This is a genomic window from Amycolatopsis sp. (genome assembly GCF_025464955.1).
GTDB lineage: Bacteria > Actinomycetota > Actinomycetes > Mycobacteriales > Pseudonocardiaceae > Amycolatopsis.
The window spans coordinates 1-26,666 of the sequence record NZ_JAODNM010000099.1 but is presented as its reverse complement, the minus strand read 5'-3'; the positions used below and the strand labels follow the sequence as shown (position 1 = coordinate 26,666).

The 26,666-nt window shown below is 66.6% G+C and carries 33 protein-coding genes and 1 pseudogene; 21 read left to right on the top strand and 13 right to left on the bottom strand.

Going from position 1 to position 26,666, the window contains the following annotated elements:
• Positions 1–344: 344 nt before the first annotated feature.
• Both JWQ81_RS24020 and JWQ81_RS24015 read right to left on the bottom strand, forming a co-directional pair.
• On the bottom strand, positions 345–620 hold the full coding sequence (locus JWQ81_RS24020; protein ID WP_297544761.1) for a hypothetical protein: 276 nt from the start codon (positions 618–620) through the stop codon (positions 345–347).
• 23 nt (positions 621–643) lie between these two features.
• Positions 644–1,831: a DUF3089 domain-containing protein gene (locus tag JWQ81_RS24015; RefSeq protein ID WP_297544759.1), complete on the bottom strand. Its 1,188-nt coding sequence runs from the start codon at positions 1,829–1,831 to the stop codon at positions 644–646.
• Positions 1,832–1,990: 159 nt separating this feature from the next.
• Between JWQ81_RS24015 and JWQ81_RS24010 the strand changes: the two genes are divergently transcribed.
• From JWQ81_RS24010 to JWQ81_RS23980, 7 genes are all read left to right on the top strand, one after another.
• Complete coding sequence (locus JWQ81_RS24010; protein ID WP_297544757.1) at positions 1,991–2,443, top strand: MarR family transcriptional regulator; 453 nt, start codon at positions 1,991–1,993, stop codon at positions 2,441–2,443.
• A 76-nt stretch (positions 2,444–2,519) separates the two neighbouring features.
• Positions 2,520–3,734, top strand: coding sequence for a multidrug effflux MFS transporter (locus JWQ81_RS24005; RefSeq protein WP_297544756.1), 1,215 nt, complete (start codon positions 2,520–2,522; stop codon positions 3,732–3,734).
• 36 nt (positions 3,735–3,770) lie between these two features.
• Positions 3,771–4,271: a MarR family transcriptional regulator gene (locus JWQ81_RS24000; RefSeq protein WP_297544755.1), complete on the top strand. Its 501-nt coding sequence runs from the start codon at positions 3,771–3,773 to the stop codon at positions 4,269–4,271.
• Positions 4,272–4,299: 28 nt separating this feature from the next.
• The gene (locus JWQ81_RS23995) at positions 4,300–5,298 is read left to right on the top strand and encodes an alpha/beta hydrolase (RefSeq protein ID WP_297544754.1); all 999 of its coding nucleotides are present in this window, start codon (positions 4,300–4,302) and stop codon (positions 5,296–5,298) included.
• 48 nt (positions 5,299–5,346) lie between these two features.
• Complete coding sequence (locus tag JWQ81_RS23990; RefSeq protein WP_297544753.1) at positions 5,347–5,676, top strand: hypothetical protein; 330 nt, start codon at positions 5,347–5,349, stop codon at positions 5,674–5,676.
• An 84-nt stretch (positions 5,677–5,760) separates the two neighbouring features.
• On the top strand, positions 5,761–6,192 hold the full coding sequence (locus tag JWQ81_RS23985; RefSeq protein ID WP_297544752.1) for a flavoprotein: 432 nt from the start codon (positions 5,761–5,763) through the stop codon (positions 6,190–6,192).
• A gap of 260 nt (positions 6,193–6,452) precedes the next feature.
• Entirely contained in the window at positions 6,453–6,596 is a 144-nt protein-coding gene (locus JWQ81_RS23980) for a hypothetical protein (protein WP_297544751.1), read from the top strand.
• A 418-nt stretch (positions 6,597–7,014) separates the two neighbouring features.
• On the opposite strand, the gene JWQ81_RS23975 is transcribed toward JWQ81_RS23980, so the two are convergent.
• The 8 genes from JWQ81_RS23975 to JWQ81_RS23940 form a co-directional block, all read right to left on the bottom strand.
• The gene (locus tag JWQ81_RS23975; protein ID WP_297544750.1) at positions 7,015–7,599 is read right to left on the bottom strand and encodes a TetR/AcrR family transcriptional regulator; all 585 of its coding nucleotides are present in this window, start codon (positions 7,597–7,599) and stop codon (positions 7,015–7,017) included.
• Positions 7,600–7,712: 113 nt separating this feature from the next.
• Positions 7,713–8,066: a VOC family protein gene (locus tag JWQ81_RS23970; protein ID WP_297544749.1), complete on the bottom strand. Its 354-nt coding sequence runs from the start codon at positions 8,064–8,066 to the stop codon at positions 7,713–7,715.
• Between the two features lie 886 nt (positions 8,067–8,952).
• Positions 8,953–9,081 carry a CocE/NonD family hydrolase gene (locus tag JWQ81_RS23965; RefSeq protein ID WP_297544748.1) on the bottom strand — a complete coding sequence of 43 codons (129 nt, stop codon included), beginning with the start codon at positions 9,079–9,081 and terminating at the stop codon, positions 8,953–8,955.
• A 58-nt stretch (positions 9,082–9,139) separates the two neighbouring features.
• Positions 9,140–9,748, bottom strand: coding sequence for a TetR/AcrR family transcriptional regulator (locus JWQ81_RS23960; protein WP_297544747.1), 609 nt, complete (start codon positions 9,746–9,748; stop codon positions 9,140–9,142).
• Positions 9,749–9,821: 73 nt separating this feature from the next.
• On the bottom strand, positions 9,822–10,202 hold the full coding sequence (locus tag JWQ81_RS23955) for a Rid family hydrolase (protein WP_297544746.1): 381 nt from the start codon (positions 10,200–10,202) through the stop codon (positions 9,822–9,824).
• A gap of 36 nt (positions 10,203–10,238) precedes the next feature.
• A complete protein-coding gene (locus JWQ81_RS23950; RefSeq protein ID WP_297544745.1) occupies positions 10,239–10,865 on the bottom strand; it encodes an isochorismatase family protein in 627 nt (208 codons plus the stop codon).
• Positions 10,866–11,001: 136 nt separating this feature from the next.
• Entirely contained in the window at positions 11,002–11,436 is a 435-nt protein-coding gene (locus JWQ81_RS23945) for a RidA family protein (protein ID WP_297544767.1), read from the bottom strand.
• An 11-nt stretch (positions 11,437–11,447) separates the two neighbouring features.
• A complete protein-coding gene (locus JWQ81_RS23940; protein WP_297544744.1) occupies positions 11,448–12,080 on the bottom strand; it encodes a TetR/AcrR family transcriptional regulator in 633 nt (210 codons plus the stop codon).
• Positions 12,081–12,133: 53 nt separating this feature from the next.
• Between JWQ81_RS23940 and JWQ81_RS23935 the strand changes: the two genes are divergently transcribed.
• From JWQ81_RS23935 to JWQ81_RS23920, 4 genes and pseudogenes are all read left to right on the top strand, one after another.
• Entirely contained in the window at positions 12,134–13,075 is a 942-nt protein-coding gene (locus tag JWQ81_RS23935) for an amidohydrolase family protein (protein WP_297544743.1), read from the top strand.
• A 23-nt stretch (positions 13,076–13,098) separates the two neighbouring features.
• A pseudogene (locus JWQ81_RS23930) lies at positions 13,099–13,434 on the top strand (class I SAM-dependent methyltransferase); the annotation flags it as partial.
• Between the two features lie 98 nt (positions 13,435–13,532).
• Positions 13,533–14,105: a hypothetical protein gene (locus tag JWQ81_RS23925; protein WP_297544769.1), complete on the top strand. Its 573-nt coding sequence runs from the start codon at positions 13,533–13,535 to the stop codon at positions 14,103–14,105.
• Positions 14,106–14,471: 366 nt separating this feature from the next.
• Entirely contained in the window at positions 14,472–15,044 is a 573-nt protein-coding gene (locus tag JWQ81_RS23920; RefSeq protein WP_297544742.1) for a dienelactone hydrolase family protein, read from the top strand.
• Positions 15,045–15,325: 281 nt separating this feature from the next.
• Here the strand turns inward: JWQ81_RS23920 and JWQ81_RS23915 are convergent, their stop codons facing one another.
• Both JWQ81_RS23915 and JWQ81_RS23910 read right to left on the bottom strand, forming a co-directional pair.
• A complete protein-coding gene (locus tag JWQ81_RS23915) occupies positions 15,326–16,492 on the bottom strand; it encodes an NAD(P)/FAD-dependent oxidoreductase (RefSeq protein WP_297544741.1) in 1,167 nt (388 codons plus the stop codon).
• Between the two features lie 44 nt (positions 16,493–16,536).
• Positions 16,537–17,505, bottom strand: coding sequence for an amidohydrolase family protein (locus JWQ81_RS23910; protein WP_297544740.1), 969 nt, complete (start codon positions 17,503–17,505; stop codon positions 16,537–16,539).
• A 337-nt stretch (positions 17,506–17,842) separates the two neighbouring features.
• Between JWQ81_RS23910 and JWQ81_RS23905 the strand changes: the two genes are divergently transcribed.
• The 9 genes from JWQ81_RS23905 to JWQ81_RS23865 all read left to right on the top strand — a co-directional run bounded on the left by JWQ81_RS23905 (position 17,843) and on the right by JWQ81_RS23865 (position 26,089).
• Positions 17,843–18,622 carry an MBL fold metallo-hydrolase gene (locus JWQ81_RS23905; RefSeq protein ID WP_297544739.1) on the top strand — a complete coding sequence of 260 codons (780 nt, stop codon included), beginning with the start codon at positions 17,843–17,845 and terminating at the stop codon, positions 18,620–18,622.
• Positions 18,619–19,716, top strand: a complete 1,098-nt coding sequence (locus tag JWQ81_RS23900; RefSeq protein ID WP_297544738.1) for an NAD(P)-dependent alcohol dehydrogenase — start codon at positions 18,619–18,621, stop codon at positions 19,714–19,716. Before JWQ81_RS23905 ends, JWQ81_RS23900 begins: the two co-directional genes overlap by 4 nt.
• Before the next feature lie 36 nt (positions 19,717–19,752).
• Complete coding sequence (locus JWQ81_RS23895) at positions 19,753–20,304, top strand: VOC family protein (protein WP_297544737.1); 552 nt, start codon at positions 19,753–19,755, stop codon at positions 20,302–20,304.
• Positions 20,301–21,944: an FAD-dependent monooxygenase gene (locus JWQ81_RS23890; RefSeq protein WP_297544736.1), complete on the top strand. Its 1,644-nt coding sequence runs from the start codon at positions 20,301–20,303 to the stop codon at positions 21,942–21,944. Before JWQ81_RS23895 ends, JWQ81_RS23890 begins: the two co-directional genes overlap by 4 nt.
• A 40-nt stretch (positions 21,945–21,984) precedes the next feature.
• The gene (locus JWQ81_RS23885) at positions 21,985–22,848 is read left to right on the top strand and encodes a fumarylacetoacetate hydrolase family protein (RefSeq protein ID WP_297544735.1); all 864 of its coding nucleotides are present in this window, start codon (positions 21,985–21,987) and stop codon (positions 22,846–22,848) included.
• Positions 22,849–22,934: 86 nt separating this feature from the next.
• Positions 22,935–23,288: a hypothetical protein gene (locus tag JWQ81_RS23880; protein ID WP_297544734.1), complete on the top strand. Its 354-nt coding sequence runs from the start codon at positions 22,935–22,937 to the stop codon at positions 23,286–23,288.
• Between the two features lie 40 nt (positions 23,289–23,328).
• Positions 23,329–24,579 carry an oxygenase MpaB family protein gene (locus JWQ81_RS23875; RefSeq protein ID WP_297544733.1) on the top strand — a complete coding sequence of 417 codons (1,251 nt, stop codon included), beginning with the start codon at positions 23,329–23,331 and terminating at the stop codon, positions 24,577–24,579.
• Positions 24,580–24,778: 199 nt separating this feature from the next.
• Entirely contained in the window at positions 24,779–25,387 is a 609-nt protein-coding gene (locus JWQ81_RS23870; RefSeq protein WP_297544732.1) for a TetR/AcrR family transcriptional regulator, read from the top strand.
• A 54-nt stretch (positions 25,388–25,441) separates the two neighbouring features.
• Positions 25,442–26,089: a TetR/AcrR family transcriptional regulator gene (locus tag JWQ81_RS23865; protein ID WP_297544731.1), complete on the top strand. Its 648-nt coding sequence runs from the start codon at positions 25,442–25,444 to the stop codon at positions 26,087–26,089.
• A gap of 100 nt (positions 26,090–26,189) precedes the next feature.
• Here the strand turns inward: JWQ81_RS23865 and JWQ81_RS23860 are convergent, their stop codons facing one another.
• The gene (locus JWQ81_RS23860; RefSeq protein WP_297544765.1) at positions 26,190–26,528 is read right to left on the bottom strand and encodes a MarR family transcriptional regulator; all 339 of its coding nucleotides are present in this window, start codon (positions 26,526–26,528) and stop codon (positions 26,190–26,192) included.
• A 6-nt stretch (positions 26,529–26,534) separates the two neighbouring features.
• On the opposite strand from JWQ81_RS23860, the gene JWQ81_RS23855 reads away from it, so the two are divergent.
• The coding region (locus tag JWQ81_RS23855) for a fumarylacetoacetate hydrolase family protein (RefSeq protein ID WP_297544763.1) at positions 26,535–26,666 on the top strand (132 nt) is incomplete at its 3' end.

The following is a 26,666-nucleotide window of genomic DNA, read 5'->3' as shown; positions in this document are numbered from 1 at the left end:
GTCGAGTTGCGAAGGCCCGTTGCGGTACTGAATCGGGGGATCCCTGGTACGAATCATTCGGACCAGGGATCCCCCGATACGAATGGGAGCGGACGAGGCGAGCCTCAGCAGTCACATCGGCACCGGTGGTACCACAGCGGCACAAACGTGGCGCTCGGATCCGTACCGCGTGCCCGTCGGCCCCGGTCCTTGCTTCAGTAGAGGGGAGGCTAGCTCCACGAGCCCTAGCCGCGCTATCCGCGACCGCAAGTCGCCGTCGAGTTGCGAATGCCTGCGGCGGTAGGGGCATGGCGTTCGGGTCCGTACTGCGTGCAGGTCGCCCCCAATTGTGGCCGGACCTGTCCTCAGCCCCGGCCCTGAAACAACGCCGCGATTTGCGGATCCCGGACCTCGAAGACGGCAAAGATTTCCAGTGCGTCCAGCATCGGCTTCGCCGCCGTGATCTGGTCGACGAGAGCGTCGTATTCGGGCGTCCCCTGGTGGGCGGAGTCCAGCGACTTCACGTTTTGGATGAACGCGCCCACGGTGCCCTTGCGGACATACGTGCCGTTGATGTCGCGTCCGTCCTGCCCGTCGGGGAGCAGCTGGTCCGGGGTCAGGGGAGTGGGGCTTTCCGACATGACTTCCTCCTTGGTGATCAGCATCAGTGGTGCGTTTTCAGCCAGGTCGTTTCGGCTGCCGCGACGTCGGTGACGAGGTCTCCGAGTGCGAGGTTCGGGTCGTTGAGGTGATAGCCGTAGTCGGCGGTGGGCGCCACCGTGACGATGGGGCGCTGGTCGGCCGGTCCGGTGGTCTTGGTGACCTGAAGCCACGCGGAGCCGTCGGTGCCCTTCTCGCACTGTGCCGAGTAGAGCCCCGGGTACTCGATCCACGGTGTCGTGACGGCATCCTTGGCCGTGCCGAGGAAGAACGGGTCGAGTGCGGCGGCACCGCCACTTATCGCCGCCGGGTTGACGCAGGCGACCTGGACGCCTGTCTTCGCGGTCTGTCCTGATTGCAGCGCGACTCCCTGTCCAGGGCGCCCGAAGAGTGCCGTGGCTGGTGGCGTGCTGGGGAAGCTGGAGTAGGCGATCACGCAACCCGCCTGTCCGGTGCGGGCGCAGATCGGCAGGTGGGTGAAGCTGCCTCCGGTGGTCGACCCCGGGGAGGTCTCGACATCTCCGCCGAGGAGAACGGCTTGGGCGACCCTCGAACGCAACGGGGGATTTTGGTCCACAATGGAGGATAGGAGCTTGATCAGGATCGCCGCACCCTGCGAGTGTCCGAGAAACACGATCGGGCGGCCGTGGTTGTAGTGCAGCAGGTAGTCCCCGAATCCGGAAACCACGCTGTCGTAAGCGATTTTCGCCGACGCCGCAGGCAGGTTCAGGTCAGGGTGCGCGTCGAAGGCGGCGTGCGTGTTCTGCCGGTACATGGGTGCCCACACCTGGCAGGTCTGGGAGAACCGTGAAGCCTGGAACATCGCGACGTCCGTCTCCTCCTTCTGGATTTCCAGGTCGGCGTTCATTCCTGGCTCCTTGCTCACCGTCGGATACACGTAGAAGCAGTCGAACGGCGAGTCCTGGTCGGGGTCGGCGCCGACGACGGTCTTGTCCCCGGACGCCCGGACGACGGTCTTGCTCCGGTTGAGGTCACACGGGTTCGAAGCCTGCCCTGGGCGGCACAGCCACACCGTTCCCGAGCCGGTCTGGCTGTCCGTCGGCGGGGAAACGCTCGCTTCGGCCGTGGTGCCGCCGGCCAGGACCGCAGCGACGACGCCGGCCGTCGCCCAAGCCCCGAAGGTGACACGGTTGGCGCGCCCGGGGCGGCGGCCTGTCAGCGAGCTTGTCATCAAGGAACTCCTGTTCGTGGGCGCGAGGGCCGAACCGGGAAACAGCGTGTCCGGCGCACGCATTGGCCACCGTAGCATGCGTGCGCCGCGCACGCACATGCACTGCGGCGAACCATGTCGACCGGCACATCCGTGCGCCTCGCACGTTAGGCTGTGCGCATGCGAAGCACCGGCAAAGACCTCGAGCGAGTGTTGGGGCAGTTCCTGCAGCGCCGCAACCGGGCACGGTTGTACGACGGCATGCTGGCGCACGCGCCGGAGGGCGTGGACAAGCACAACTATCCGGTGCTGTCCGGCTTGGGCCGCATCGGCCCGAGCACGGCCGCGCAACTGGCTGCCGAGGTGGGGCTGGACCGGTCCCGGGTCAGTCGCCACGCCGACCGTTTCGAGGATCTGGGGTGGATCCGGCGCCAACCGGATCCGGATGACGCGCGGGGCACCTTGCTGGTTCTTACCGCGAAGGGGAAGAAAGCCATCGCCGCGCTACGCGGCGGTCTGGCTTCGTACCTGGACGGGGTGATTCAAGACTGGCCCGACGGTTTGGCCGATGCGCTGGTCGAAGGGCTCGGGCGCCTCGTCGACGACAGTCGGGGTGAAGCGCGGCACGACTGACGCGGTGGCCGGAGTCGCCGGGCGCTGGACTCAAGCCATATTGTTAACCGGTGAAGTATCGGTTACCGTTGCCGTCATGCCGGAGATCGAACGCAGAGCCCAGGCGGCGCCCTTGGTGCTGATTTTGGGTGGCCTGAGCGCGACGGCGCCACTGGGCATCGACATGTACGTTGCCGCGCTGCCTGGCATCGCTCGCGAACTCGACGCCAGTGTGTCCGTCGCTCAGTGGTCGGTCACCGCCTTCCTGCTCGGGATCGTGGCAGGCCAACTGCTCTTCGGTCCGCTCAGCGACCGGTTCGGCCGACGTCGGCTACTGCTGGGAGGGATGGCCGGATCGGCGGTGTGCTCGGTGGCGTGCGCGGTGGCCCCGTCGATCGAGGTCTTCATCGCCGCTCGCCTGCTGGCCGGGTTCTTCGGCGCCGCCGGGATCGTGCTGGCGCGGGCGGTGGTCACCGACCTGTTCGAAGGACCCCGCCGGGCACGGTACTTCTCGATGACGGCGATCATCATGGGTGTCGCTCCCGTGCTCGCGCCGGCACTCGGGGGGTTGATCCTGCGGTGGGGCAGCTGGCGGATCGTGTTCGTCGTGCTCGCCGCGATCAGCGCGTTGCTCCTGGTCGGAGTGCTGCGCTGGGTGCCGGAGTCGCTGCCCGCCGAGCGGCGATCGTCGGGCGGATCCGCTCGCAGCCTCCGTGTCCTTCTGCGGCGCTGGGAGTTTCTTGCTCAGGTGCTGGTGCTCAGCCTCGCCGCGATCGCGTTGTTCACCTATGTGAGTGACTCCAGCTTCGTCTTCGAGCTGTACTACGGACTCTCACCGACCGGCTACAGCCTGGTCTTCGCGTCCAACGCCCTGGCGATGCTCATCGCGAGCAGTGTCTTCGGCGCGTTGGCGGCGCGCGTCCGGCCAGCGCGAATGCTCGCCATCGGACTCTCGCTCGCCGTGGTTACCAGCACCGCGCATCTTGTGATCGTCGCACTGGCAGGCGGTGTTTTCGTGGCGACTTGGCTCTGCCTGATGGGCACACTCGCGGGCCTCGGCCTGGTGTTCCCCGCAGTGACGACGACCGCTCAGTCGCTGGGATCGGACTCGCCTGGCGCGGCCTCGGCGCTGGTCGGGGCGGGCCAGTTCACGCTCGGTGCGGTGCTTTCGCCGTTGTCCGGGCTGTTCTCCTCAGGCTCGCCAGTGCCGCTGGCCGGGGTCATGACCGCCGGTTTGGTCGCCGCCGGGGTGTGCCTGGTCTTCTCTCGCCGGACCGCGCAGGCCTCGCGTGATATAGTAGCCGGTAGTTGACCGGTTAACGAATTGATGAATCAACGAAGTGAGGCAATGGTGGGCCCGGAGGACAAGCAGGCGTGGCAGCGGTGGGCCGAGGCGCGCCCCGACCTCGACCTGTCGCCGCTGGTGATCATCGGCGCGCTCAAACACGCGGGCGCCATGCTGGATTTGCTGCTGGAGCCAGTTTTCGAGGCCGCTTCCATCAGTTCTTCGGAGTTCGACGTCCTGTTCCACCTGCACCGGGCCGAGCCGACCATTGCCCGCCGGCTGGCGGCGTCGATGGGGCGGTCGTCGGCGGCGCTGAGCAAAGCCTTGGCGAAATTGGAGCGTCGAGGCCTCGTCGAGCGCCAGGAGAACCAGGCCGATCGCCGGAGCGCTCTGGTCACCATCACCGACGCCGGTGCGGCAGCGGTGGAGGAGGTCCTGCCTCAGCGGCTGGCGCTGGAGGCGGCCGCGGTCGGGGCGCTGACCGATCGTCAGCGAGCTGACGCGGATCGCGTGTTGCGAGCCGTCGCTCAGGTCTTCGAAGCCGCCGCGCGCCGCGCCGGCTGACATCAACCATCAGGAGAAAAGGGAAACGATGAATCCAGCCGAAGGCGCACCCGCGGGTGCGCTGAAAATGGTCGTGGCGAAGTTGGTGGCGCCGAGTGACACCAGTACGAGCACGGTGATCGACCCGACCGGTCCGCAGATCGAGTGTGGGAAGACCGCGGTCGACACGCACAACGACGTCGTCTACTCGAAGCCCGCGCCCGGAACCGAGCTGAAGCTGGACGTGATCGTTCCGAAGACCGGCGGCACGAAACCGCTGGTGGTCTATGTCTCCGGCGGGGGTTTCGTCCAATCGATCAAGGAAGCCGCGCTCGACCAACGTACTTTCATCGCCGAGGCAGGCTACGTCGTCGCGAGCGTCCAGTACCGGACCACGACGACAGGAGCGACCTACCGCGACGCCGTCTCCGATGTGAAGGCCGCGATTCGCTACCTGCGTGCACACGCAGACGAGTACGGGATCAACCCGGCGAAGGTGGGCGTGTGGGGCGAGTCGGCGGGCGGGTACCTCGCGGCCATGACGGGCACCACCAACGGGGTCAAGACCTTCGAGGCCGGGGACAACCTGGACCAGCGCAGTGACGTCCAGGCGGTGGTGGACAAGTTCGGGCCTTCGGACCTGACGAAGATCCAGGCGGACTTCGACCCGGCGACCCAAGAGGCTTATGTCGGGCCGGGCGGTTCCACGGCCGCGTTCGTGTACGGCCCGGACAGCGGCATGGCCATCGGCGCCGACCCCGCAGCGGTCGCCGGGGCCAACCCGGCTACCTACGTCGACTCCGCGAGTCCCGCCTTCCTGCTGTTCCACGGTGACGATGACCGGATCATCTCGCCCAGCCAGACCTTGCTCCTGCACACCGCGTTGCGAGCGAAAGGGGTCGACAGCACCCGTTACGTGCTCAGCGGAGCAGGTCACGGTGACCTGGCGGCCATCCTGGGCGGCGACCCGGAGTCCGCGCTGCCGTGGACCACCGCCGAGGTCGTGGGCGAGATCGTGGCGTTTTTCGGCAAGCACCTCGCCAGCTGACCTCCACCGGGACTCGCCGAATGGCCACCGAAGTGGGTCGGCTGCACAATGGAGCTACCTCGTAGCTGCATCGACGGGGTCGGGTTCTCGAGGCTTTCTTCGCAGGCGCAGCGGGTGGACCGCACCCGAGGTTTCATCATACGCGGTAGCGAACACCATCTGCTGGCCAACATCCAGCTCGAAGGCCACGGCATGGTCTCGCAGGACGGTCGCAATGCGATCCTCACCCCGGGTTCGTTGACTTTTGTGGACAGTTCACGGCTCGAGGTGGTGGCTCATGAGTGCGGCTTCGGCGGCGCGGCCCAGCTGCACCGCGCGTTCCGCCAGGTGACCGCTATCACGCCTGGGGCGTACCGCGAGGGCAGTGGCACGGATTGACAGCGATCGGGGCACGCACGGTCAGTCCGCGGCGGATGTGTCGATCCATAGTGGAGGGAGCGGGGTGATCAGAACCCCGACAAGGTGGTCACCGGGGACGACCCCGCCAGTTGGCCCCGGGACAACCACGTCAGCCTCGCCGAGGAGCACGACCTGTTCGTGGTTCTCCCCGCGACGGCCAACGTCCTCTCCGCGGCCGCCGCCGGTGCCGCACCCAACATGCTCACCGCGACCGTCACCGCGGCCAAGTCCCCGGTCGTGTTCTTCCCGGTCATGTCCGCGGAGATGTGGGCCAAGCCCGCCGTGCGGCGCAACGTCACCCAGCTCCGCGCGGATGGACACGACGTCATCGAGCCCGCCACGGGGCCGCGCTACGACGTCGCGCTGGGCCGGTTCGTGGAGAGTCCGATGCCTCCGTCGCCGCCGCAGTTCATCGAGACGATCCGGCAGCACCTTGCCGTCAATATCGCCACTCCACGTTCGCTCCAGAGGTATGCCCAGTTGCCGCTCTATTAGGCGTCAACTTACACGTTTGGGCATGTCTGCCGTGGGTTCAACCGGCTTCGGGCCCGAGCTCAGCTAGCTCTAAATGGCCCGTCCCCCGCTCGACAGCGTGGTGCCGAAGCGGATCGCCGGCCCCCTCCGTCTCGCTGGTGCAGCCGCCCATCACCGGTCGTTGAGCCCGGGCGTCACTCACATTCCCCCGCCGTGCTTCCAGACAGTGACGCAAACGCAGCACGTGCGTGGTCTCGCGACATCCATGACCATCTGTGCTCGTGACGGAATACATCAACCTGGAGGAAACCCGACGGCGCGCGGAAGCGGAGCAGGGGCGAATCCTCGCGGAGATCAAGCGCCGCGGCGATCGTGACACCACCGGCGAGAGTGCCACGCACGGTTCTGAGAGCGGCGGCGGGTGAAATTCCCGCCGACGACTCACCATGATCTTATGCATTTTCGGAGTGGCGAGTGCGGATCGCGCGCGACGGACTCCCGGAGTCCTTGCCTGGAGCGGAAACATTCATCCGGCACCAGCTTGAAACCCCACCGCTTGTCTGGGCACGCCAGCCAAAGCGTCCAGGGCGGACCAGACTGCTCACGACCTCGTGCAAGCAGTGGACCCGATTCCGGACCCGAGCCCGACCTCGATTATGGACGGTTAGCGGTGTGCCTTGGTCAGTATCAGGTTCTGTGGACTGCCTTATGTTCTGGTGATCTCAGTGTGCGATGACTGCACCGACCCCGCAGCGCTGATCGACGATTCTCGGGACCTGGCGTTCGCTACAGGTGACCGCGATGAGCCACTTTCCGTGTAGTGCGCCACCGCTCAGCAGGACGCTAGTGGGGTAGGCGCAGTCCCGCAATGAGGAGGTCGACCAGCCGGCGCGCGTCGTAACGGGAATCGCTGTCCGCGCCGATGCAGAGGTTCCCGACACCGCGCATGAGTTGCAGGGCCTCGATATCGGAGTGGATCTCGCCAGCCGTGTCCGCGGCTTCGAGCAACTGTGTGCAGACGGGTACGAGCCGGTCGAGGAAGTAGGCGTGCAGCGTGTCGAAGCCGGCGTTGTCGGACCGGAGTACGGCGGCGAGTCCGTGCTTGGTGACGAGGAAGTCGACGAAGAGGTTGATCCATGACCCCAGTGCGGCATGGGGGCTTGCGCTGCTCGCCAGCAGAGCTGGACCCGCCTCGGCGCAGGCCTCGACCTGGTGGCGGTAGACGGCGATGATGAGGTCGGCTCGCGTCGGGAAGTGACGGTAGATCGTGCCGGTTCCGACGCCGGCCTTGGCCGCGATGTCGCGTACCGGCGCCTCCACACCCGACGTCACGAAGAGTGCGGCGGCTGCGTCGAGCAGCGTCTCCTCGTTGCGCCGGGCGTCCGCCCGCTTGGGCCGGGCCGTCTGACCTGCGCCTTCGTTGTTCACCGCGCGTTTCCTCCACCTCTGATGTCAAGCGAAACCACGTTCCGTAGCACTACTGGAACGAAGTTCCGTTTGCTCATGATGTCAGAGCAAGGTCCGGTGACCAAACGGCCGCGTCAATCCCGGTAGTGGGCGATGTTGAGCACGTTGCCATCGGGGGCGCGGACGAAGAACCGGCGTACTCCCCACGGCTCGGTAGCCAGCGGGTGCACGATCTCGTAGCCGCGCTTTTTTGCTTCCTCATAAGCACCTTCGATGTCGTCGGTCTGGACGGAAATGACGGAATCTTCGGGTGCGGTCGCGTCGCCCGTCACCAGTTGGACGATCGCCTTGCCGTCGGGGGAGGTGTAGCGGGCCGCCCAACCCAGGTTGAACGCCTCGCTACTCAGCCCGAGGTATTCGGTGTAGAAGCTCTTCGCCGCTTCGACGTCAGCCACTGGAAGGTTCGGCAAAATGCGTAGGATGCGCATGCGGTTCTCCTGTCTGATTCGGATGTGCGCGATGGACGTCCGAACGCTACGGCGAAGCGACGATGGTGACCAGTCATGACAACCCCGGCCTGGCGCACGAGAACGGCGCCTGCCCGGAGAATTGTCCCCGGCAGGCGCCGGACGTGCATCAGTACAGTTCGGTGAACCTGATGGCCGGGCCGAAGCCGACGCAGCACCTCTACTGGAACGACCTAACGAGCCTGACGTTTGACGGTGACCACCCCCAACACGCCGCCAGGTCGGCAGAAAAACGTGAGTGTCGACCACGTGTCGCTGCCCGATGCGTCGCGGTAGCGTCCGTGACCCACGCGGGGATGCATGTGTTGGTGTTCGACAGTTCGCCGACGTCGAACCACATGGTGAACGCCTTGAAATCCACTCCACCGGTCGCCGTCGAGGCGGAAGCCGGGGCGACCGAGAAGATGCTCGATACCACCCCGGATGCTCGCCGGCAGCATCATCAATCGTTTCGACCTACTCATGAGTTCCCGTTGACTGATTCGGATGCGCCGAAACTCTGCACCTTCGACTGCCCTTTCGTACTTTCATTCACCATGGCATCGGCCGGTCGGGTCGATTTCCATATACACAGAGTCGCCTCATGGCACCTTCGCGACGTCGTCATGCTCCTCGCTGCAGCGCACCGACCAGGAGCGGTTGAGGTCTTCCTGAGGTCTCGTGGTGTCAGCCGGGGAAGGGCCCCGCAGCGGGTGGTTGTCGCGTGCTGGTCGCGGGGGATGCGGGGCCGCAGCAGGGAGGACTGCTTGTCCGGGCCGGAGACGAGCGTGGTGGTGCCGCCGAAGATCGCGGCCTGCCCACTCGATGCACTCGTAGTAGTCCTGGGATACTTGGTGGACAACGGCTTTCACATGTTCGGGTGGCCCTCGGCGAATTCCAGCCCCTTGGCGTACGGACCGTGCGTCATGATCACCGGATGGCGGCCCTCGTCCGCCGGGCGGAAGACGTCCGCGCGCAGGACCGTGCCTTCCGTCATCGGGATTGGTACGTCCCAGCGATCCGCATGCCGTCCTGGACTTCCCTTCGGTGCTGGGTCATGTGTCTTCTCTCGTGCGGGCGGTGCCCGACAGTGGCGCGATCGCGTCGGCGAGCGCCTGGGCCAGCGGTGCCGGGTCGGCGTGCAGGTGGGCCAGGATCGTGCCACCTTGCAGCGCGGTGAGCAGTGCTCGTCCGGCAGTGGCGGGATCGACGTCAGCGCGTACGCGTCCGGCGGCCTGGGCACGCGAGACCAGGTCGGAGAGGACGCCTTGCCAGCGCGCGAAAAGTTCGGCGAGGGTGGCTCGCAGCACGGGATCGTGGTCGGTCTGGCCGACGAACACCCCGAGCGGGCAGGTGCCGAGGCCGCTGGCCCGATGGGCGCGCAGCACCTCGTTCCGCCACCGGCCGAGGTCGTCGCAGGACAGGTCATGCAAGGCGGGTTGGGCGGCCATCACCAGCTCGAACTGGTGGTGCAGCACCGCGACCGCGAGGTCCTGCTTGCCGTCGAAGTAGTGGTAGAGCTGGGATTTTCCGGTTCCGCTCCCGACGAGGACCTCGTCCATGGACGGCGCCGCGAGGCCTCGGTCGTGCATCAGCCGCGCGGCGGCGCCGACGATGGTGGCTCGGGTTCGCAGCCCCTTCGGCGTCGTCGGCAGTGCCTTCATAAATGTACCTTACAGTACAATTTTGGAAGGTGCTACCGACGGCACCGGGGCGTGGAAACGTCTCCCGCGGTGCTCAGGCCCGCTTGCCTTGGACGGCGACCGCTTCGATCTCGACGAGCATGTCCGGATCGGACAGTGCGTCGACCTGAGCCAGCAAGCTCGTTGGGCGGCATTCTCGGCGGGCGAGTTCGTCCAGCAGGACACCGTAGTGTTTTTTGCATTCCGTGAGGTCGGTGGTGACAATACGGATCTGCACGATGTCGGCCATCGTCATCCCGCTTTCGGTCACCGTTTCGTCGAGGCGTTTCACGGTCAAGGCGAGTTGGCCCGCCATGTCGCCGCGGTGTGCGATCCTGCCGTCGTCGCCTCGCGCCTCGTGGCCGGACACAAACAGCCAAGAGCCGGGGTCATCCACCCGGATCGCCCGGTTGTAAGCGAACTTGCCGGCGATCACCCGAGGGCCGATATCCGTCCTTTTCATGGGCTGGCCCTACTTCTGAGCGGCTGCGTACATTTGCCCGACAAGGGTGGCGAAGGGCATGTCGAGGGCACCGTAGACTGCGCCTGCTTCAGGCAAGGTGTTGTCGGCGAGCATTTCCACCGCGAGGGTGGCGTAGTCGCTGAGGATGACCCCGGCCTGCTGCATGCGCAGGAGTCCCGTTTCGCGCTTGGTGTCGCTGAAGGTGCCGGAAGCATCGACGGCGACATACGTGTCGTAGTCGTCGTTGAGGGCTGCGATCGCCGGGAACGCGGCGCACACCTCGAGGGAGATTCCAGTGATGATCAGCTTCTTGCGTCCGGTGGCGGCGACCGCGGCGCGGACACGCTCGTCGTCCCAGGCATTGACCGTCGCACGGTCGATGATCTCCAGGCTGTCCGGGAGTGCGTCTCCCAGTTCGGAGATGACGGGCCCCCACATGCCGTCGGCGCCCACGGTGGTGACGACGATGGGGACGCCCAGCACGGTCGCCGCTTTGGCCAGGCCGGTCACGTTGTGCTTGAGCTCCAGCAGTGAGATGTCGCGGATCCCGCTGTAGAGCCCGACCTGGTGGTCGACCAGCAGCAGTGCGGCGTTGTCCTTGGTCAGTCGTTCGGTGAACTTGGTCTGGGCGGTCATGGTCCACTTCCTGTCTTGGCAGAAAAGCTGTCGGGTAATAAGAGAGTCTTATAGTAATGATTAGTGACTAATTTGAGGGTAGCCTTGTCGGCACCGGCTGGCAAACGGAATCAGTGCCTGCCGGCTCGGATCTTCGTCATACCGGTGAATCGGAGCCGTCGGCGACCACCGCGACGGCGTGGATTTCCACCAGGAGGTCGGGATGTGCCGCGAGCCTGCCGATCTCGACCGTGGTACTGGTCGGCAGATGGCCGCCCAGGAACTCCGCCTGAACGCGGTTCACGACGTCCTGATCGCGTTCGAGGTTGGTGAGGAACCGGGTGAGCGAGACGATGTGCCGGCAACTTGACCCGGCCGCCTCGAGAACGGACTTGAGATGTCCGTAGGTAAGCCGCGCCTGCTGCTCGCTGCCTTTGGGAATCGACTCGAAATCACTCTCGCGGTGCGGGTGGTGGTGATACGGCGGTGCCGCGTACACGCCCGACAAGTACAGAAGGTCACCTACTCGGATCGCGGGCACGAACAGGGAGTTGATCTCCGGGTCGAATTCCGGAAGATGAATAATTTCCATCTTGGCCACAGCTACTCCTTCTGGTAGAAGTTCAGGAACATGTCCACTCCGGACCTGATCAGCCGTCCGGTGAGTTCCGTGTCCGGAGCTTCGCCGTAGGTGCCGTAGACCAGATGCGGAGAGAGCACAAGGCCGGACAGTTGCAGCACGGCGAGGTTGACGTCCGGAATGGACAGTTCCCCGCGCTCGACCAGCCGATCGAGTCCGCCCGCGATGGCGGCGTGGACCTTGGCCGGTCCTTGCGTCAGCCAGGCTTCCCCGAGCTCGGGAAAACGCCGAAGTTCACCGCTGACCAGGTTGCGCAGGCTGATCATCTTCGGCGCGGTGAGGCTGGCCACCCAAAGCTCGCAGAACTCGGTGAGGTCGGACCTGAGATCCGTCGACTCGGCGATGCGGGTCTCGAACCCGGCCAGGTAAGTGCCTTGCCCCTCGTCGAGGGCGCCCTCCACGATCGCGGTGAACAGGATCTCTTTGCTGCGGAAGTGGTTGTACACCGTCATCTTGGACACGCCGGCCTCGGCGGCGATGCGATCCAAGCCGACCTCGAAGCCGTCACGGAGAAACGCCTCGCGAGCGGTGTGCAGGATGGCCCGCCTCTTCTGGCTGGCGCGAGCTCCACTGGGGGCAGGGCGACCTTCGTTCATGTACTATACTGTACAGTACAGTTGTCAGCGGTTGTCAAGAGGAGGCAAGTCGGATGCGAATCGACGTACATGCGCACCTGTGGAGTGAGCGCTACCTCGAACTGTTGGCTCAAGCGGGAAAAGCGGGCACCGGGGTTGCCAAGGTGCCGGCGGCCGACGTGGGTGAAGAGGCGCTGACGGCGCGGCTGAAACTGATGGATTCCGCCGGCGTCGATCGCCAGGTGCTGTCTGTAACCCCTCAGTCGCCGCACCTGGCCGACGAACACGCCGCGGTGGCGGCGGCCCGGTTCGCCAACGACTTCTACGCGGAGGTGGTCGAGCGGTGGCCGGACCGGTTTTCCGCGTTCGCGGCGTTGCCGTTGCCGCATGTCGACGCGGCTCTGGCCGAACTGACCAGGGCGTTGGACGAACTCGGGATGGTGGGGGTGGCGATCACCACCGACGTACTCGGCCGAACCGCCGCGGACCCGCTGTTCGAGCCGCTGTTCGCGGAACTCGACCGGCGAAACGCGGTGCTGTTCATCCACCCGGCGGGCAGCGGTATCGGGTCGCCGATGATCAACGACTTCGACCTGACCTGGCTGATCGGCGCGCCCATCGAGGACACTGTGGACGTAGTGCACCTCATCCGCGCCGGCGTGCCGACCCGCTACCCGAACATGAAGATCGTCAACGCGCATCTCGGCGGCGCGCTGCCGATGCTCCTGCAGCGGCTGGACAACAAGTACCAGCGAGACCTGGGCGAACTGACCGAGTTGCCCAGCACTACCGCTCGGCGCATGTGGTACGACACGGTCAGCCACAACTACCCGCCCGCCCTGCGCGGGGCAGCGGAGTCGCTCGGGGTCGATCGGCTCGTTCTGGGCACTGACTTTCCCTACCTCGACGGCGATTACTACCGAGACGCGGTGACTCACATTCAGAACTCCGGTCTTGCCGCGGAGGCGAGCGAGAAGATCCTGGATCACACGCTGCGAACCTTGCTCGGTCTCTGAGGGCCGGCTGCCGATCAGGGGGAGTGCGTGGGCTCGTGTTGTACTCGGTCACGCCGTATCGTCGGCGGGTCGAGCGCGAGGTGTGGGCGGTCGGCGATGCGTACGAGGCGTACGTCGGTCGCTGGAGCCGCCCAGTCGCGGTAGCGTTCCTGCGCTGGCTCGACCTGCCCGCCGACGGGAACTGGCTGGACGCGGGCTGTGGCACGGGGGCTCTGGCCGCGACCGTTCTGGCCACGACCGACCCCGCCCGGATCGTCGGCGTGGACACCTCCGAGATGTTCCTGACCACCGCTCGCGCGCGGATCAGCGACCCCCGGGCGACCTTCCTCGCCGGCGACGCGCAGTCGCTGCCGGACCACCGTTTCGACGCCGTCGTCAGTGGGCTGGCGCTCAATTTCGCCCGGTCACCAAGCGAGGCGGCACAACCGCCGCCTACGTCTGGGACTACGCGCGCGGCATGGCCGTCATCCGGCACTTCTGGGACGCCGCCGCCTCCCTCGACCCCGTCGCGTCCGAACTGGACGAAGCCTGCCGCTTCCCGATCTGTGAACCCGTTGTCCTGCAACAACTGTGGACCGATGCCGGGCTGGGCGAGGTCACAGTCCGGGCGATCGAGGTGCCGACGGTGTTCACCGACTTCGACGACTACTGGACGCCGTTCCTCGACGGCCAGGGGCCTGCACCCCACTACGCCATGTCCCTGACCGACGAGCGCCGGCAGGCCCTGCGCGAGCTGTTGCGTATCCGGCTACCGGCCGGCCCCGACGGATCCATCGCGCTCACCGCTCGGGTCTGGGCGGTGCGGGGGACAGCCCACCACCCTGTGGTTCTCGTCGGGGTGCCTCGGCTGCAGCCGGACGCAGTCGCTCCCGGACGCTCAGCTGCGACGGCAGCAGAGCCAATCTGCGCGCTTTCCGCGCCCGGCGCGTCCCCGATCGGTCAGCACGTACTCGTGGCGGGTGCGGGTCCCGGGCTCACGATCGCCTCACCGGAGATTCGCTTTGCCGCGACTGAATGCCGGTGGTGGTGAACAATCGGACGAGAATGGCGCCGGAGGCTCCTGGGCCTATCGATACCGGCCAGATATTGCACCGTTCGCCGGCGCGCCGACCCGCCAGCGTCGTCTTTGCCACGGGCGATCTCCGCTCCGATCTTTACTGGCAGGCTTCGCAGTCGGGGTCGTCGATGCGGCAGGCAGCTCCGTCGACGAGTGGGAAGTCGAAGTCGTCGAGCACGGGTACCAGCAAAGTGGTCTACGCTTCTTCCGGCATGGCGGTGGCGGACATGTCACTCCCTCGGGTTCGAGCGATTTCTACCTCTGTGTAGCGCCGAAGATCGACAGGCATTCCGTGACGCGCGACACACGCGAAGGGCCGTCTTCGGGCAGGATGGACTCGTGACCGACGTCGTGCTGTTCCACTCCGTCCTCGGCCTGCGACCCGTGGAGATTCGCGCTGCCGGTCGGCTCCGAGCCGCGGGGCACACGGTCAGCACACCTGATCTCTACGCGGGCCAGGTCGCCACCACCCTCGAGGAGGGCTTCGAGCTCAAGGACCGCATCGGCTGGGCCACCATCGTGCGTCGGGCGCAGGACGCCATGGACAGCCTGCCTGACAGCACCGTGCTGGCCGGCTTCTCGATGGGCGCGGGCGTGGTCGACTCGCTGCTGCCGCGGCGGCCCGACACCGCCGGGGTGCTGCTCCTGCACGGGTTGGCCACGATTCCCGGGGCCGCCCGCGCCGGCCTTCCAGCGCAGCTGCACGTAGCCGATCCGGACCCGTTCGCACGCCCGGCCGACGTAGCTGCTTGGCGGGCAGCCGCGGGCGGTGCGCGCGCCACCGCGCAAGTCTTCACTTACCCGGGGGCAGGCCACTTCTATCTCGACGCCGACCTGCCGGACCATGACGGCCAAGCGGCAGCCCTTACCTGGCAACGCATTCTGACCTTCCTCGACACACTGACCCAGTGACCGGGTCGAGCTCGGGAACTCGACACCGAGCATGTGATCCAGGCGGCGGACGCGGTACGCATCTTCGTGCTGCGCAGAAGGAGAGGCGCTGGAGCTCGTCGTCAGCTTGTCTCCAGGGTTAGCGGCTTCTGTTCCTCTTCGTTCCGTCGGCTTCCGACGCGTTGCAGCATGTTGCCGTCGCCGGAAAATCGCCTGTTGATCTTGATCTCAGTCCGTTCTGGTCCCGTTCGAATATCCACTGAGGCAGGACGCCGGACGAGGGCGTCTCTGACGGCGAGAGGTCATGCCCAGATCGGCCCCAGGCGGCGGGCCGCGTGGCGCACGTCGGAGTAGGAGCGGGTGGAGCTCTTGGCCTGCTTGAAAACGTTGATGCCGAAGGCACCCGAGACAAGCGCGCGGACGAGCATTCGGGGGTTCTGGTAGCGGACCTGTCCGCCGATCCACGAGACCGCGTCCGCCTCGGGCTTCCAGGCCGCGTCGTAGCGGACACCGGCGGTGTCGAGCGGTCCGGAAACCAGGCACTGGTCGAGGACCATCGCAGATTCCAGTGCCGCGTTGCCGCCCTGGCCGACCGGTGGAAACGCGGCGGCGGCGTCGCCGAGCAGCACCGCCCGGCCGCCATACAGGCTCGAGCAGGTCAGCCGCTGGCCCAGGTGAACGCCTTCGCGTCGAGAGAACTCGGCGACCGCCCGGTCGCTGGTCAGGTCCAGGACGCGCGGGGTGTTCTTACGCAGCCAGGTAGTGGCTTGGCCGGGGGAGGTGAAGGTGATCGGCTTCTTCACCCCGACCACGCAGATCCAGCGCACACCGTCCGGTTTTTCGTCGTCGTTGATCACCGCGGCCAGGGTGAGCGGACTGAACCCGAGCCCGTTGAGGCAGTGCTTGTCCAGCCTGTCGCCGACCTGGTCGAGCTCCAGGATCAGCCCGTAGTTGGGGACGGCGGAGGTCTCCACGGTGAACCCGTCGACCTGATCGAGCATTGCCCCGCGGACAGCCGACCCCGCGCCGTCGGAGCCGACGAGGAGGTCGAAGCGCTGCCCTGCCACCTCTCCGACGTGCACGTCGACGCTGGAGACGTCGCTGTCGAACACGAAGTCGATCATGTCGCGATGCCGCTGTTCGGCGACGGACATCAGTGCCCTCATGATGTCCCCGCGGGAGCCGATCCAGCCTGGCTCGGGCCACGGGTCGCGCACCCCGCCGCCGTTCCTGATCCCGTGGAACGCGGTCATGTGGGTGTCGAAGTGCTCGACGGCATCGATGTAGCGCACAGCCTTGAGTCCGTGGCCGGTGAGGTCGATCGGGTAGGAGCGGTTGGGGTTGAAGCGCGGCATGCGGTCGGGGTGGGCTTCACGCTCGAACACCGTGCTGCGGACGCCGCGCCGAGCCAGGGCGATGGCCGCCGTCAGCCCGGCGGGACCACCCCCGATGATCGCGATGTCTCCCATAGCGGCCTCCTCGAATTTGTTGATTCAGGATCAATGATACACAATCAACGAGAGGCGAAGCGGGGGAAGAGCTTGAGTGCGTTGTGTCGTTCGACGCCGCGTAGTTCGTCGTTGGTGAAGCCGTCGAAGGCGGTGAGGTTGGCGATGTTCTTTTCGACTGTGGGTTCGGGGGCGGCGGGCCAGTCGGTGCCGAAGAGGATGTGGTCGGAGCTGGTGACCTCCAAGGTCGGCAGCAGTGAGTTGCGGCTGCCGGCCAGTGCGGTGTCGTAGTAGAGCCCGCGCAGTACTTCGGCGACGTGGGCGGGGTCGATGTCCGCATCCTCGGGACCTCGTCCCATGACGGTGTGTTCGCCGATGCGCCAGCCGAGCATCGGCAGGACCCCGCCGCAGTGGGCCAGTATCAGTTTCAGGCCGTGAATCCGCTGGAAGACGCCGGTGTAGAGGGCGTTGGTGATGGTGCGTGCGGTGTCGAAGGGGAATTCGACGATCGAGCTCGGGCGGCCGAAGCCGAGGATGTCGATGTGCGGGCAGTCGACCGGGTGTACGAATACCGGCACTTCTCGCCGCGCCAGTTCCGCCAGTACCGGTTCGAGGGACGGATCGCCGAAATACCGGCCCATCACGTTCGTGGTCAGCACCACGCCGTCGAGCTCCAGTTCGTCCAGCGCGTACGCGATCTCCGTCAGCGCCTCGTCGGGGCCGTCTGCCGGTATCGAGGCGAAGGCGCCGAACCGGCCCGGGTGCTTGGCGATCAGTTCGGCGTGCCCTTCATTGATCATCCGGGACAGACGTGTCCCGAACTCCGGGTCGTCGGGCGATCCCCCGAAGGCCATCGGCATCGATACCAGCTGTGCGGCGATCTGCTGCCGGTCCATGTAGTCGAGCGCCGCTTCCGGTGTCCACCGCACCGAGATCTTGTAGCCACCGGTCGGTTTGAAGCCCCGCCCCGCCAGCGCCGCCATTGCTTGGTCCGGCATTGCGTGGGTGTGGATGTCAATACGTTGACCGGTCATGATGCCGCTCCTCTTGTTCGTGGGACGTGAACATCCGGGACAGCTCGCGGCAGGCACTCGGCCACGGGGTGTCGACGCTGATCGCTGCGTGATCAACCCTAGAGTGTAAAGTGTCGACGGTCAATTTGATCCGTACACTCGGACGGGTGAACCGTCGGTCTGGCGTGTCGCGGACAGAACCCAGGGCACTGGATCACCTCGTGTTGGCTGTAATGGAACGACGACAACAATAAATTGACGTCTAACACTTTTATGCCTAGTCTCGATCCCAGGTTGGTTGACCCGGTGCCGGCAGGCGCCGCGGCCCGCCGATATCCCGCCCGACCTGGAGGGCACCATGCGAATTGGTGATGTGACCGTTCAGCCCCTGCTCGACGGCGTCCTGCCGATGCCGCCGAGCGTGCTCTACCCCGACGTGTCGATGTCCACCTGGCGGAGCCTGCCCGGCACGATCGGCGAGGATGGTCTGCTCCCGGTCCCGTTCGGTGGATTTCTGGCCACCGACGAGCAGGGCAACCGGGTCGTGTTCGACCTGGGCGGCGGTGTCGCCCCCCAATTGGTCCCCGGAGGCGACCCGCCCGCGGTCCGCGAACTGCTGCCCATCCAGCTCGAGAAGCTGGGCTGCCCGCTCGACTCGGTGACCGACGTGGTCCTCAGTCACCTGCACATCGACCACGTGGGCTGGGCTTCCACCGATGGCCGGCCCGTCTTTCCCGGTGCGAGGCACCACATTCACGCCGAGGACTGGAAACACTTCGTCGACGAGCGCGCCGACGAGGCCGTGCGGTCAAAGGTCAGCCCGCTCGGTGACACGGCCGCGCTCTGGGACGGCGACTCGGTGTCCCTGTTCGGCTGGCTACGCCTCGTCCACGCACCCGGCCACACACCGGGCAGCTCCGTCGCGGTGATCGAATCTCAAGGCCAGAGCCTTGCCCTGGTGGGTGATCTCTTCCACCACCCGGCCGCGCTGGACCACCCCGACTGGCGCTGCGGCTTCGACTGGGACGCCGAACTCGGCGCGGCCACCCGCGCGCACTGGGCACACCAGCTGCGTGCGGCACACACACCCCTGGTCGGTCCGCACTTTCCGGACTTGACGGCGGTGACGCTCCGATGAGAGCCGCGGTGTGCCGGCCGGACCACGACCTGTTCTGCTTGGAAGAACTGAGCATCGACGACCCTCGCCCGGACGAAGTGCTGGTGCGCTTCACCGCGACCGGGCTGTGCCACACGGATCTGGAGGTGGCCGCCGGACGGCTGCCGACCCCCTTCCCCGTGGTCGCCGGGCACGAGGGAACCGGAGTCGTCGAAGCGGTCGGCTCCGCCGTCGACGGATTCCGCCCGGGGGACCGCGTGGTGGCCAGCTTCAGCTTCTGCGGCACCTGCCAGAACTGCCTGCGAGGCCAGCCCGCCTATTGCCCTCAGCACTTCCCGCTGAACTTCGGTGCCCAGCGCGCCGACGGGTCCGTCGGGCTTCACGACGCCGCGGGCGAGCCGGTGCGGGACCACTTCTTCGGTCAATCGTCGTTCGCCGGCTACGGACTCTGCCGCCTCAGCAGTCTCATCCGGGTGCCCGCGACGACCGTGCCCGATCATGTGCTCGCCCCTCTCGGCTGTGGCGTCATCACGGGGGCGGGGGCGGTCTGGAACGCGCTGCGGGTGTACCCGGGGAGCACGATCGCCGTGTTCGGCGCCGGAGCCGTCGGGCTGAGCGCGGTCATGGCCGCAGCCGTGGCCGGTGCCTCGCGGATCATCGTGTGCGACATTCATCGTCCCCGCCTCGACCTCGCGCTTCAGCTCGGAGCCACCGATGTGTTCGACGCCAACGGCGGCGCCTGCGTGGAGACGGTCCGGGAGCTGACTTCCGGGGCGGGTGTGGACTTCAGCGTGGAGTCCACCGGAGTGCCCGAGGTGATGTCCCAGGCCGTCGCGGCCCTCGCCCCGCTGGGAAGCGCGGCGATCCTCGGTATCGCGCCGGACGGCGCGGATCTGCGGACCAACGCCTTCGGAATCCTCGAAGGTCGCACCGTCACCGGGTCCATCGTCGGTCACCAGGCGCCCGCTGTCCTGGTGCCGCGCGTACTGGCCCTCCATGAAAAGGGCCTCTTCCCCCTCGAGGCGATGATCAGCACTTACGCGCTGGACGACATCAACAAGGCCGTGGACGACGTTCGTTCGGGAACTGTGGTGAAGGCCGTCTTGCTGCATTGATCCGTATCCCATCTCCTCAGGAAAGGAACGATCGGTATGTCAGGAATACGTTTGTCGGAGGTCGTACTGCGGACGACCGAATACGACCGTCTCTGTGACTTCTACTCACTGCTGCTGGCGCAGCCGCGCACCGTGGAAATGACGCCGCCCCCGTCCGACGACCCGGACGAGCCGTCGCGCATCTGCTTCCTCGACTTCTACTTCGACCCGCCCTACAGCCAGCGCATCGCCGTCTTCGAGTGCGAGGACATCGGTTCCGGTCCGACCTCCCGCGGCCTGCACCACTTCCAGCTGCGCACCCCGACCATCGACGCGCTGCTCGACCTCTACAGCACGCTCAAGAACAGCGGCCACCTCCCGGTCGAGGCGTCCAACCACGGACCCGGTACGAGCTTCTACTACCGCGACCCGGACGGGAACAAGGTCGAACTGTCCTCATTGAACTTCTCCTCTCAGCAGGAGCTGCGGACGTTCATGGCGACCGACGAGTTCAAGAACAACCCCAACGGCTTCCCGCTGGACCCCGAACGCCTGCTCGCGGGCACGCGGGCCGGACGGGACCTCAGTGAAATGCTCTGGGAACGATGACACCCGTCTCGACGCCGGGACCCACCGGCGACATCACCAACGACACCTACGACATCGTCATCGTGGGCGGCGGCCCCGTGGGCATCGCGAATGCGATCGAATTAGGCGGCCGTGGATTCTCCGTTCTCCTCGTCGAACGCGACGACGGCGTCGTCCGCTACCCGACCGCGGAATCCATCGACACGGCGTCCATGGAACTTCTTCGCCGCTGGGGAATCGCCGACGAAGTGCGGCGCAGCGGGTTTCCCGCGGACCAGCCGCGGGACATCTCGTTCGTCTCCCGCATGACGACCTACGAACTCGCCCGATTCCCGCGGCCGTCCAACTCCGACCGACGCACGACCACCCAAGGACTGAGTCCCGAAGGTGGCGTCTGGTGGCCGAAGTTCTGGTTCGATCCGGCGCTGCGAGCGCGCGCGGCCGCGGAGTCCACCGTGGACCTTCGCTTCCGGTGGACCTTCGAGGGATTCGACGACGACAGGCATGGTGTCTCGGTACGGCTCTCCTCGGTCAAGCACGGTCTCCGGATGGTCCGCGGCCGGCTCCTGCTTGCCTGTGACGGCGCCGGATCTCCGATCCGCAAGACGCTGGGTATCGCCTCGCTGCGGGACTCCGACCAGACCCGGGCGCGGTGGCAGGGCGCCTTCGTCGAGCTGCCGGGGCTGCGCCGCCGGTTCCCGCACGCCCCGGCCGTTCAGTACTACTCGATCAACCCCCGCCGGATGATTTTCGGTTCGCTCGACGGCGGCGACGTATGGCGTGTCACCTACCCCCTTAAGGACGGGGAGCAGCCCACCGTCGGGGACGTCCGCTCGACCATCGCCGACGCGCTCGACTGCACTGTTGGGGAGGTGGAGGTCTTCGACACCCGGGAATGGAGCGGTGACGCGGTGGTGGCCGAGTCCTTCCGGTCCGGGCACGTCCTGCTCGCCGGCGACGCCGCGCACCGGATGTGGCCCTCGGGCGGGCATGGCATGAACACCGGCCTCGGCGACGTGGCCAACCTTGGCTGGAAGCTGGAAGCAGTGCTGCGCGGCTGGGCACCGGACGCCCTGCTCGACACCTACACCGCCGAACGTCGTCCGCACGCCGAGCGCATGGTCCGCCGAGCCTGGCACAACTACCGTGTGGACAACGCGATCCTGCCCGACCCGACGCTGGATGATCCCGGGCAGGAAGAGGCTCGCGCGTTCGTCGGCAGGCGGATCGTGGCGACCCGTCAGACCGAGTGGCGGTCCCTCGGTATCCAGCTCGGCCTGCGCTATCCCGACTCGCCGCTCATCGTGTCCGATGGCACTGCTGAGCCTCCCGACGATCCCGAGGAGTACGTGCCGACGGCGCGGCCCGGGCACCGGGCCCCGCATATCGCGCTGGCCGACGGACGGTCCGTGCTCGATCTGTTCCGTGGGCGTTTCACCCTGCTCAACATCGCTCCCGCCGTGGACAGCGGGTTGCTGGCCAAGGCATTCCGGGAACGGGGAATTCCCCTGGACGAGGATTGGACCGGCGCCGCGGGCACCCGCGAGCTGTACGGCTGCGCCCTTGCGCTGGTCCGTCCGGACGGCATTGTCGCCTGGCGTGGCGACGCCTGCCCCGACGATCCGGATCTGGTGGTGGACAAGGTGATCGGCCGCCCCTGACAGGCACGGGTACCAGCCCTTGCCGGAAACGGAGAACACCATGCTGCTCGCACAGACCAGCGACGGCATCGCCCGGGTAGTCCGCGGCGAGCTGCACCTTCTTGACGACGCCGGCCGGACGCTGGAGGACTTCATCCTCGGAGGGCGCCTGGCCGAGCTGGGAGGCGCGAAGACCAGGAAGGAGATCGCCTGGGACCAGGCCACGCTCGCATCGCCGGTGAGACGGCCGGGCAAGATCGTCATCATCGGCCTGAACTACCGCGACCACGCCGCCGAAACGGGCAACCCGCTGCCGTCCTTCCCCCGTTTCCATTTGATACCAGGCTCGGCGGTCGCCGCCGGTGGTTCCGTCGTACGGCTGCCGCGCATTGCTCCGGACAAGGTCGACTATGAAGGCGAGCTCGCCGTCGTGATCGGACGCACCGGCCGTGACATCCCCGAAAAGTCCGCGTGGGATTTCGTAGCCGGCGCCACAGTGGCCGATGATCTCTCGGCGCGCGACATCCAGGCGGGGGAGAACCCGGCACTGCCGATGGCCAGTCCTGCGCTGGCGAAGGGGTTCGATGGCTTCAAGCCGCTCGGCCCCGCGTTGCTGACCACCGACGAGCTGCGTCAGCACGACGGGCTGGGAATCACGACCGAGGTCAACGGGGTCGTCCGCCAACGCTCCTCAACGGCGGAACTCGTCTTCTCGATACCTCAACTGCTGGCGTGTGTCAGCTCCTTTCTCACCCTCGAAGCCGGTGACGTCGTCCTCACCGGCACACCCGGCGGTACGGGTATGGCCGAGGGACGGTTCCTACGGGCCGGAGACGTCGTCGCGGTCACCGTCGAGAACATCGGGACCCTGACCAACACGATCGCCGCGACCGAACACACACAAACACGCGAGGCCGCGCAGTGACCGCCGGTGGATGCGCGCTGTGCGCCCGGGCCGGCGCGCTGGCCACTACCGGTCGGGGTTGGCTACTGCGGACAGTCCACTGGGGAGTGTCCACACATCCCGCCTTGCCGGTCCCGGGCTGGGTCGCGGTCCAGACCTTGCGGCACACCGAAGGCCTCGCGGAGCTCAGCCGGTCTGAGGCCGCAGAGCTCGGCCCGCTGCTCTCCCGGGTGAGTGCGGCCGTTACGCAGGTGACCGGCTCGCCACGCGTCTACACCTACTCCCTCGGAGAGGGCTGCCCCCACACCCACATCCTGGCGGGGCCACCCCAAGGCGGTCTGCGCGGCAAGGCGTTCATCGCCGCACTGCTGGACCGCGACGAGACCCTGGCCGACCAGCCGGCCGCCGACCGCACCGCAGTCCGACTGGCCGAAGAACTCTCCGGCCCAACTCCCAGATGACGCAGTTCGCCAACCCACCAACACGAAAATGGTGACATCGATGACGAAATTTACCGACGTGCCGATCCCGGAATGCTTTTCATACCACCGCCTCGTCGACACCCCCGTGGCGAACAGCGCCAAGCGGCAGCTCGAGCGCATAGCCAAGAGCCACCTCGATGTCCCCGAGGACCTGGCAGAGGCGTTCGGGCGGGCGATGAACACCGGGGACCGCCTCGGCGACGCCTACATCGACGCCGCGTTCGCCACACCCACAGGCAAGGCACGCGCCAGGAAAGATGTCGAGCAGGCCCTCAAGGACGGCATCGAGAGCGTCAGCGACCCCTCCCCGGAACTGGTGGCGTTGTTCGAACAGATCAACACCGATCCCGACTGGGTCGACTGGGCGAAGGTCGAACACGGAGCCGAGGTCTTCCGGCGGTACAAGGAGCTCTACCCGTACTTCGGGATGGTCTCATTCCCGGGCTACGCGCTGGAGACCATCGCCAAACCGCTCGCGCTGACCGGTGCCTACACCGGCGGGTCGGCGTTCGGCCGGTTCCTCGAGACCTGTCGCCTGTGGACGGACACCACCGAGCCCGGTGCCATGCGCCCCGGTGGCGCCGGACGCCGCTCCGCGGTGTTCGTCCGCACCCTGCACTCGATGATCCGCCACACCCTGCTGCCACACCCCGAGTGGGACCGCGGCAAACTCGGGGTGCCCATCAGCCAGTTCGGGATGTTCGGGACGCTCCTGCTCAGTTCGTTCGCCCCCGGACAGCAGCTGAAGCTCAATGGATACCGTCCCACCGACTACGACGTCGAAGCCATGATGCATCACTGGCGCTATGTCGGGTACCTCATGGGTGTCGATTCGCCGTGGTTCCCGGAGACCGTGACCGACGGCTTCCGCGCCCAGTTGCTGATCACCCTGGTGGAGGTGCCGAGCCCGAGTAAGGACTCCCAACACCTGTGCAGTTCGTTCATGGACACCTTCCGGCCCGCGGATGACGCGCGGGGGCTGCGCCAGTTCTACGGCACACTGCGTTACCGGACGCAGCTCGGCCACGCACGCTTCTACCTGGGCAAGGATGCCTACACCGCGACGGGCTTGCCCGACCCCGGGTGGTGGCGGTACGCCCCGCTCGCCCGGGTGATCCCCAACGTGACCCGCGAGACCCTGCGGCGGCTTGTCCCCGGGGTGGCCGGGCGGATCGATCAGACCAACAGGCGCGCTCGTCAGGAATTCCTCAGTACGCACCTTGAGGGTGGTGAGGCGAAGTTCAAGCCCGTCGACAAGCTCGCGCGGTAGGAGCCGACGCCCTCGCGCGGGCCGCGCTGAGCAGGACGATGATCCAGTCGAGTACTCGCGACGCCTGCTGTTCCCCGGTCGGGGCCGGGGAACAGCAGGCGCCACTAAGGTGGTTCCCATGCCGGATACTCCACCCCGTGTGACCCGTCCTCGCGGACGCCCGCCCAAGGACGCCCAGTTCGCTCCCGTGGACGAGGTCATGGCGGCGGCGATCGAGGCATTCTCCGTACACGGATACAACGGTGTTTCACTGAAGACGGTCAACGACCAACTGGGTGTCAGCCGAAATCTTCTCTATCAACGCTTCGGGTCCAAGGCCAAGCTGTGGCGCGCTGCCGTCGACTGGGCGTTCCGCAGTCTCCTGGAGTACCTGGAGGGCGCGGACGACGAAGCAGCCGACCCGATGATCAGGCTGCGCATGCTGATTCGGAACTTCATCGAGTACTCGGCCACCAGGCCTTACCTCGCCCGGATCGTCACCGTGGAAGGCGCCGTTCGCACCGAACGAACGGAGTACCTCTACCGCAGCTACATCAAGCCGGTGCAATCGCACTTCATGCCGGTCTTCGAACAGCTGCGCGAGCAGGGGAGGATCAAGAACATCCCCACCGAGATCTTCTACTTCCTGCTCACCTCGGGTGGCTCGGCTCCCTTTGGCCAGATTGGCCTCGTTTCACTCATGGTTCCCGAACTGGGTTCGGCGGACGACAAGCAGGTTCGCGTCTATGCCGAGAACGTGGCCGAGGTTCTGCTCAATGGCCTGTCACTGCCGGACCTCGGCCCGGGCGACCGACCAGGAAACTCCTGAGCAGACCCACAGTGATTTGGGATCATTGATAGCAAGTCAGCTAAACTGTGCGCCATGACTACCAGCCGAGCGGAGCGCGCGGCCACGACGAGGGGCAAACTTCTCGATGCGGCGGTTCAGCTGTTCCTGGACATGCCCTACGACGAGGTGTCGGTCCACGACCTCGCCGACGCCGCCGGAGTCGCCTACGGGCTGGTCGCCCACCACTTCGGCAACAAGCGGGGCATCCACGTGGAGGCCATGCGGCAGATCGCCCGCCAGCTCGCCCAAGACTCGCCGCCGCCCGGCCCTGCTGCCACGCGGATCCGACACCTCATCCGCGGCCACTTCACCTCGATCCAGCAGAACCCGGCTGCCTACCTTGGGCTGATGCTCAGCGCCGATCCCGACAGTCGCGCGATCATCGACTCCGCCAAAGAGTTGGCCATCCATGCCGTCAGCGAGATTCTCGGCCTCGCGCCGAAGCGGCCCGCTGTCCGGCTTGTGTTGCGAGCCTGGCTCGTCGCGGTCAGCGAGGCTGCAGTCGGCTGGATCCAGGACGGGTACCCGTTCCCGGCCGACGACATGGTCGAGTTGCTGATGGCCGGCCTGGCCGAACTACTCCGCCAGGCCAGTCGGCTCGACGACGAGTTCGACGTGGCCTCGGCGTTGGCCGCCTTGGCGCGGCCAGGAGAGCTCGCTGCGGGTCCGGATCGCACGTGAACGGCCGGGGGATCGCTGGACCCCGGGCGTACCGTAAGGACTGAACAGTCCTTGACCGCGTTCTGGCTCGCGACTATGGTCAGGCCTGCCGGGTCAACCTCTACTTCTGCGGGTCCCGCGTGAACCCTGGAGCGTCGGCGAACTCGGAAAAGGCGTAGTGCCGGAGTACGTCGAGGAAGGCTTGCCGCTGGGCTGGGTCGACATGGCCGAGGAGATCCTGCGCGGCCTTCTGTGTCGCAGTTGTTGCACGCTGGCAGAGCTTGCGTCCGCGGGCGGTCAGGGTTGGCCGGCGAGCCCTGCGGTCGCGCGGATCCGGGGTTCGGACAACCAGTCCTTTGGCCTCGAGGGAGTCCAGGGTCGCGGAGATGACGGACTTGTCGATCTTGACCAGTGTGGACAACTCCAGCTGGGTCATCGGCGAGGACATCAGCGCGACCATCACGAAGTGTTCACCACCCTTCGGCCGGGTGACATCATCACGACCGGTACGCCGGCGGGTCCGGCGGTGGGGATGGCGTCCCCGAAGTGGCTCATCCCCGGCGACGCCGTCCGGATCGAGATGACCGGGCTCGGGTGC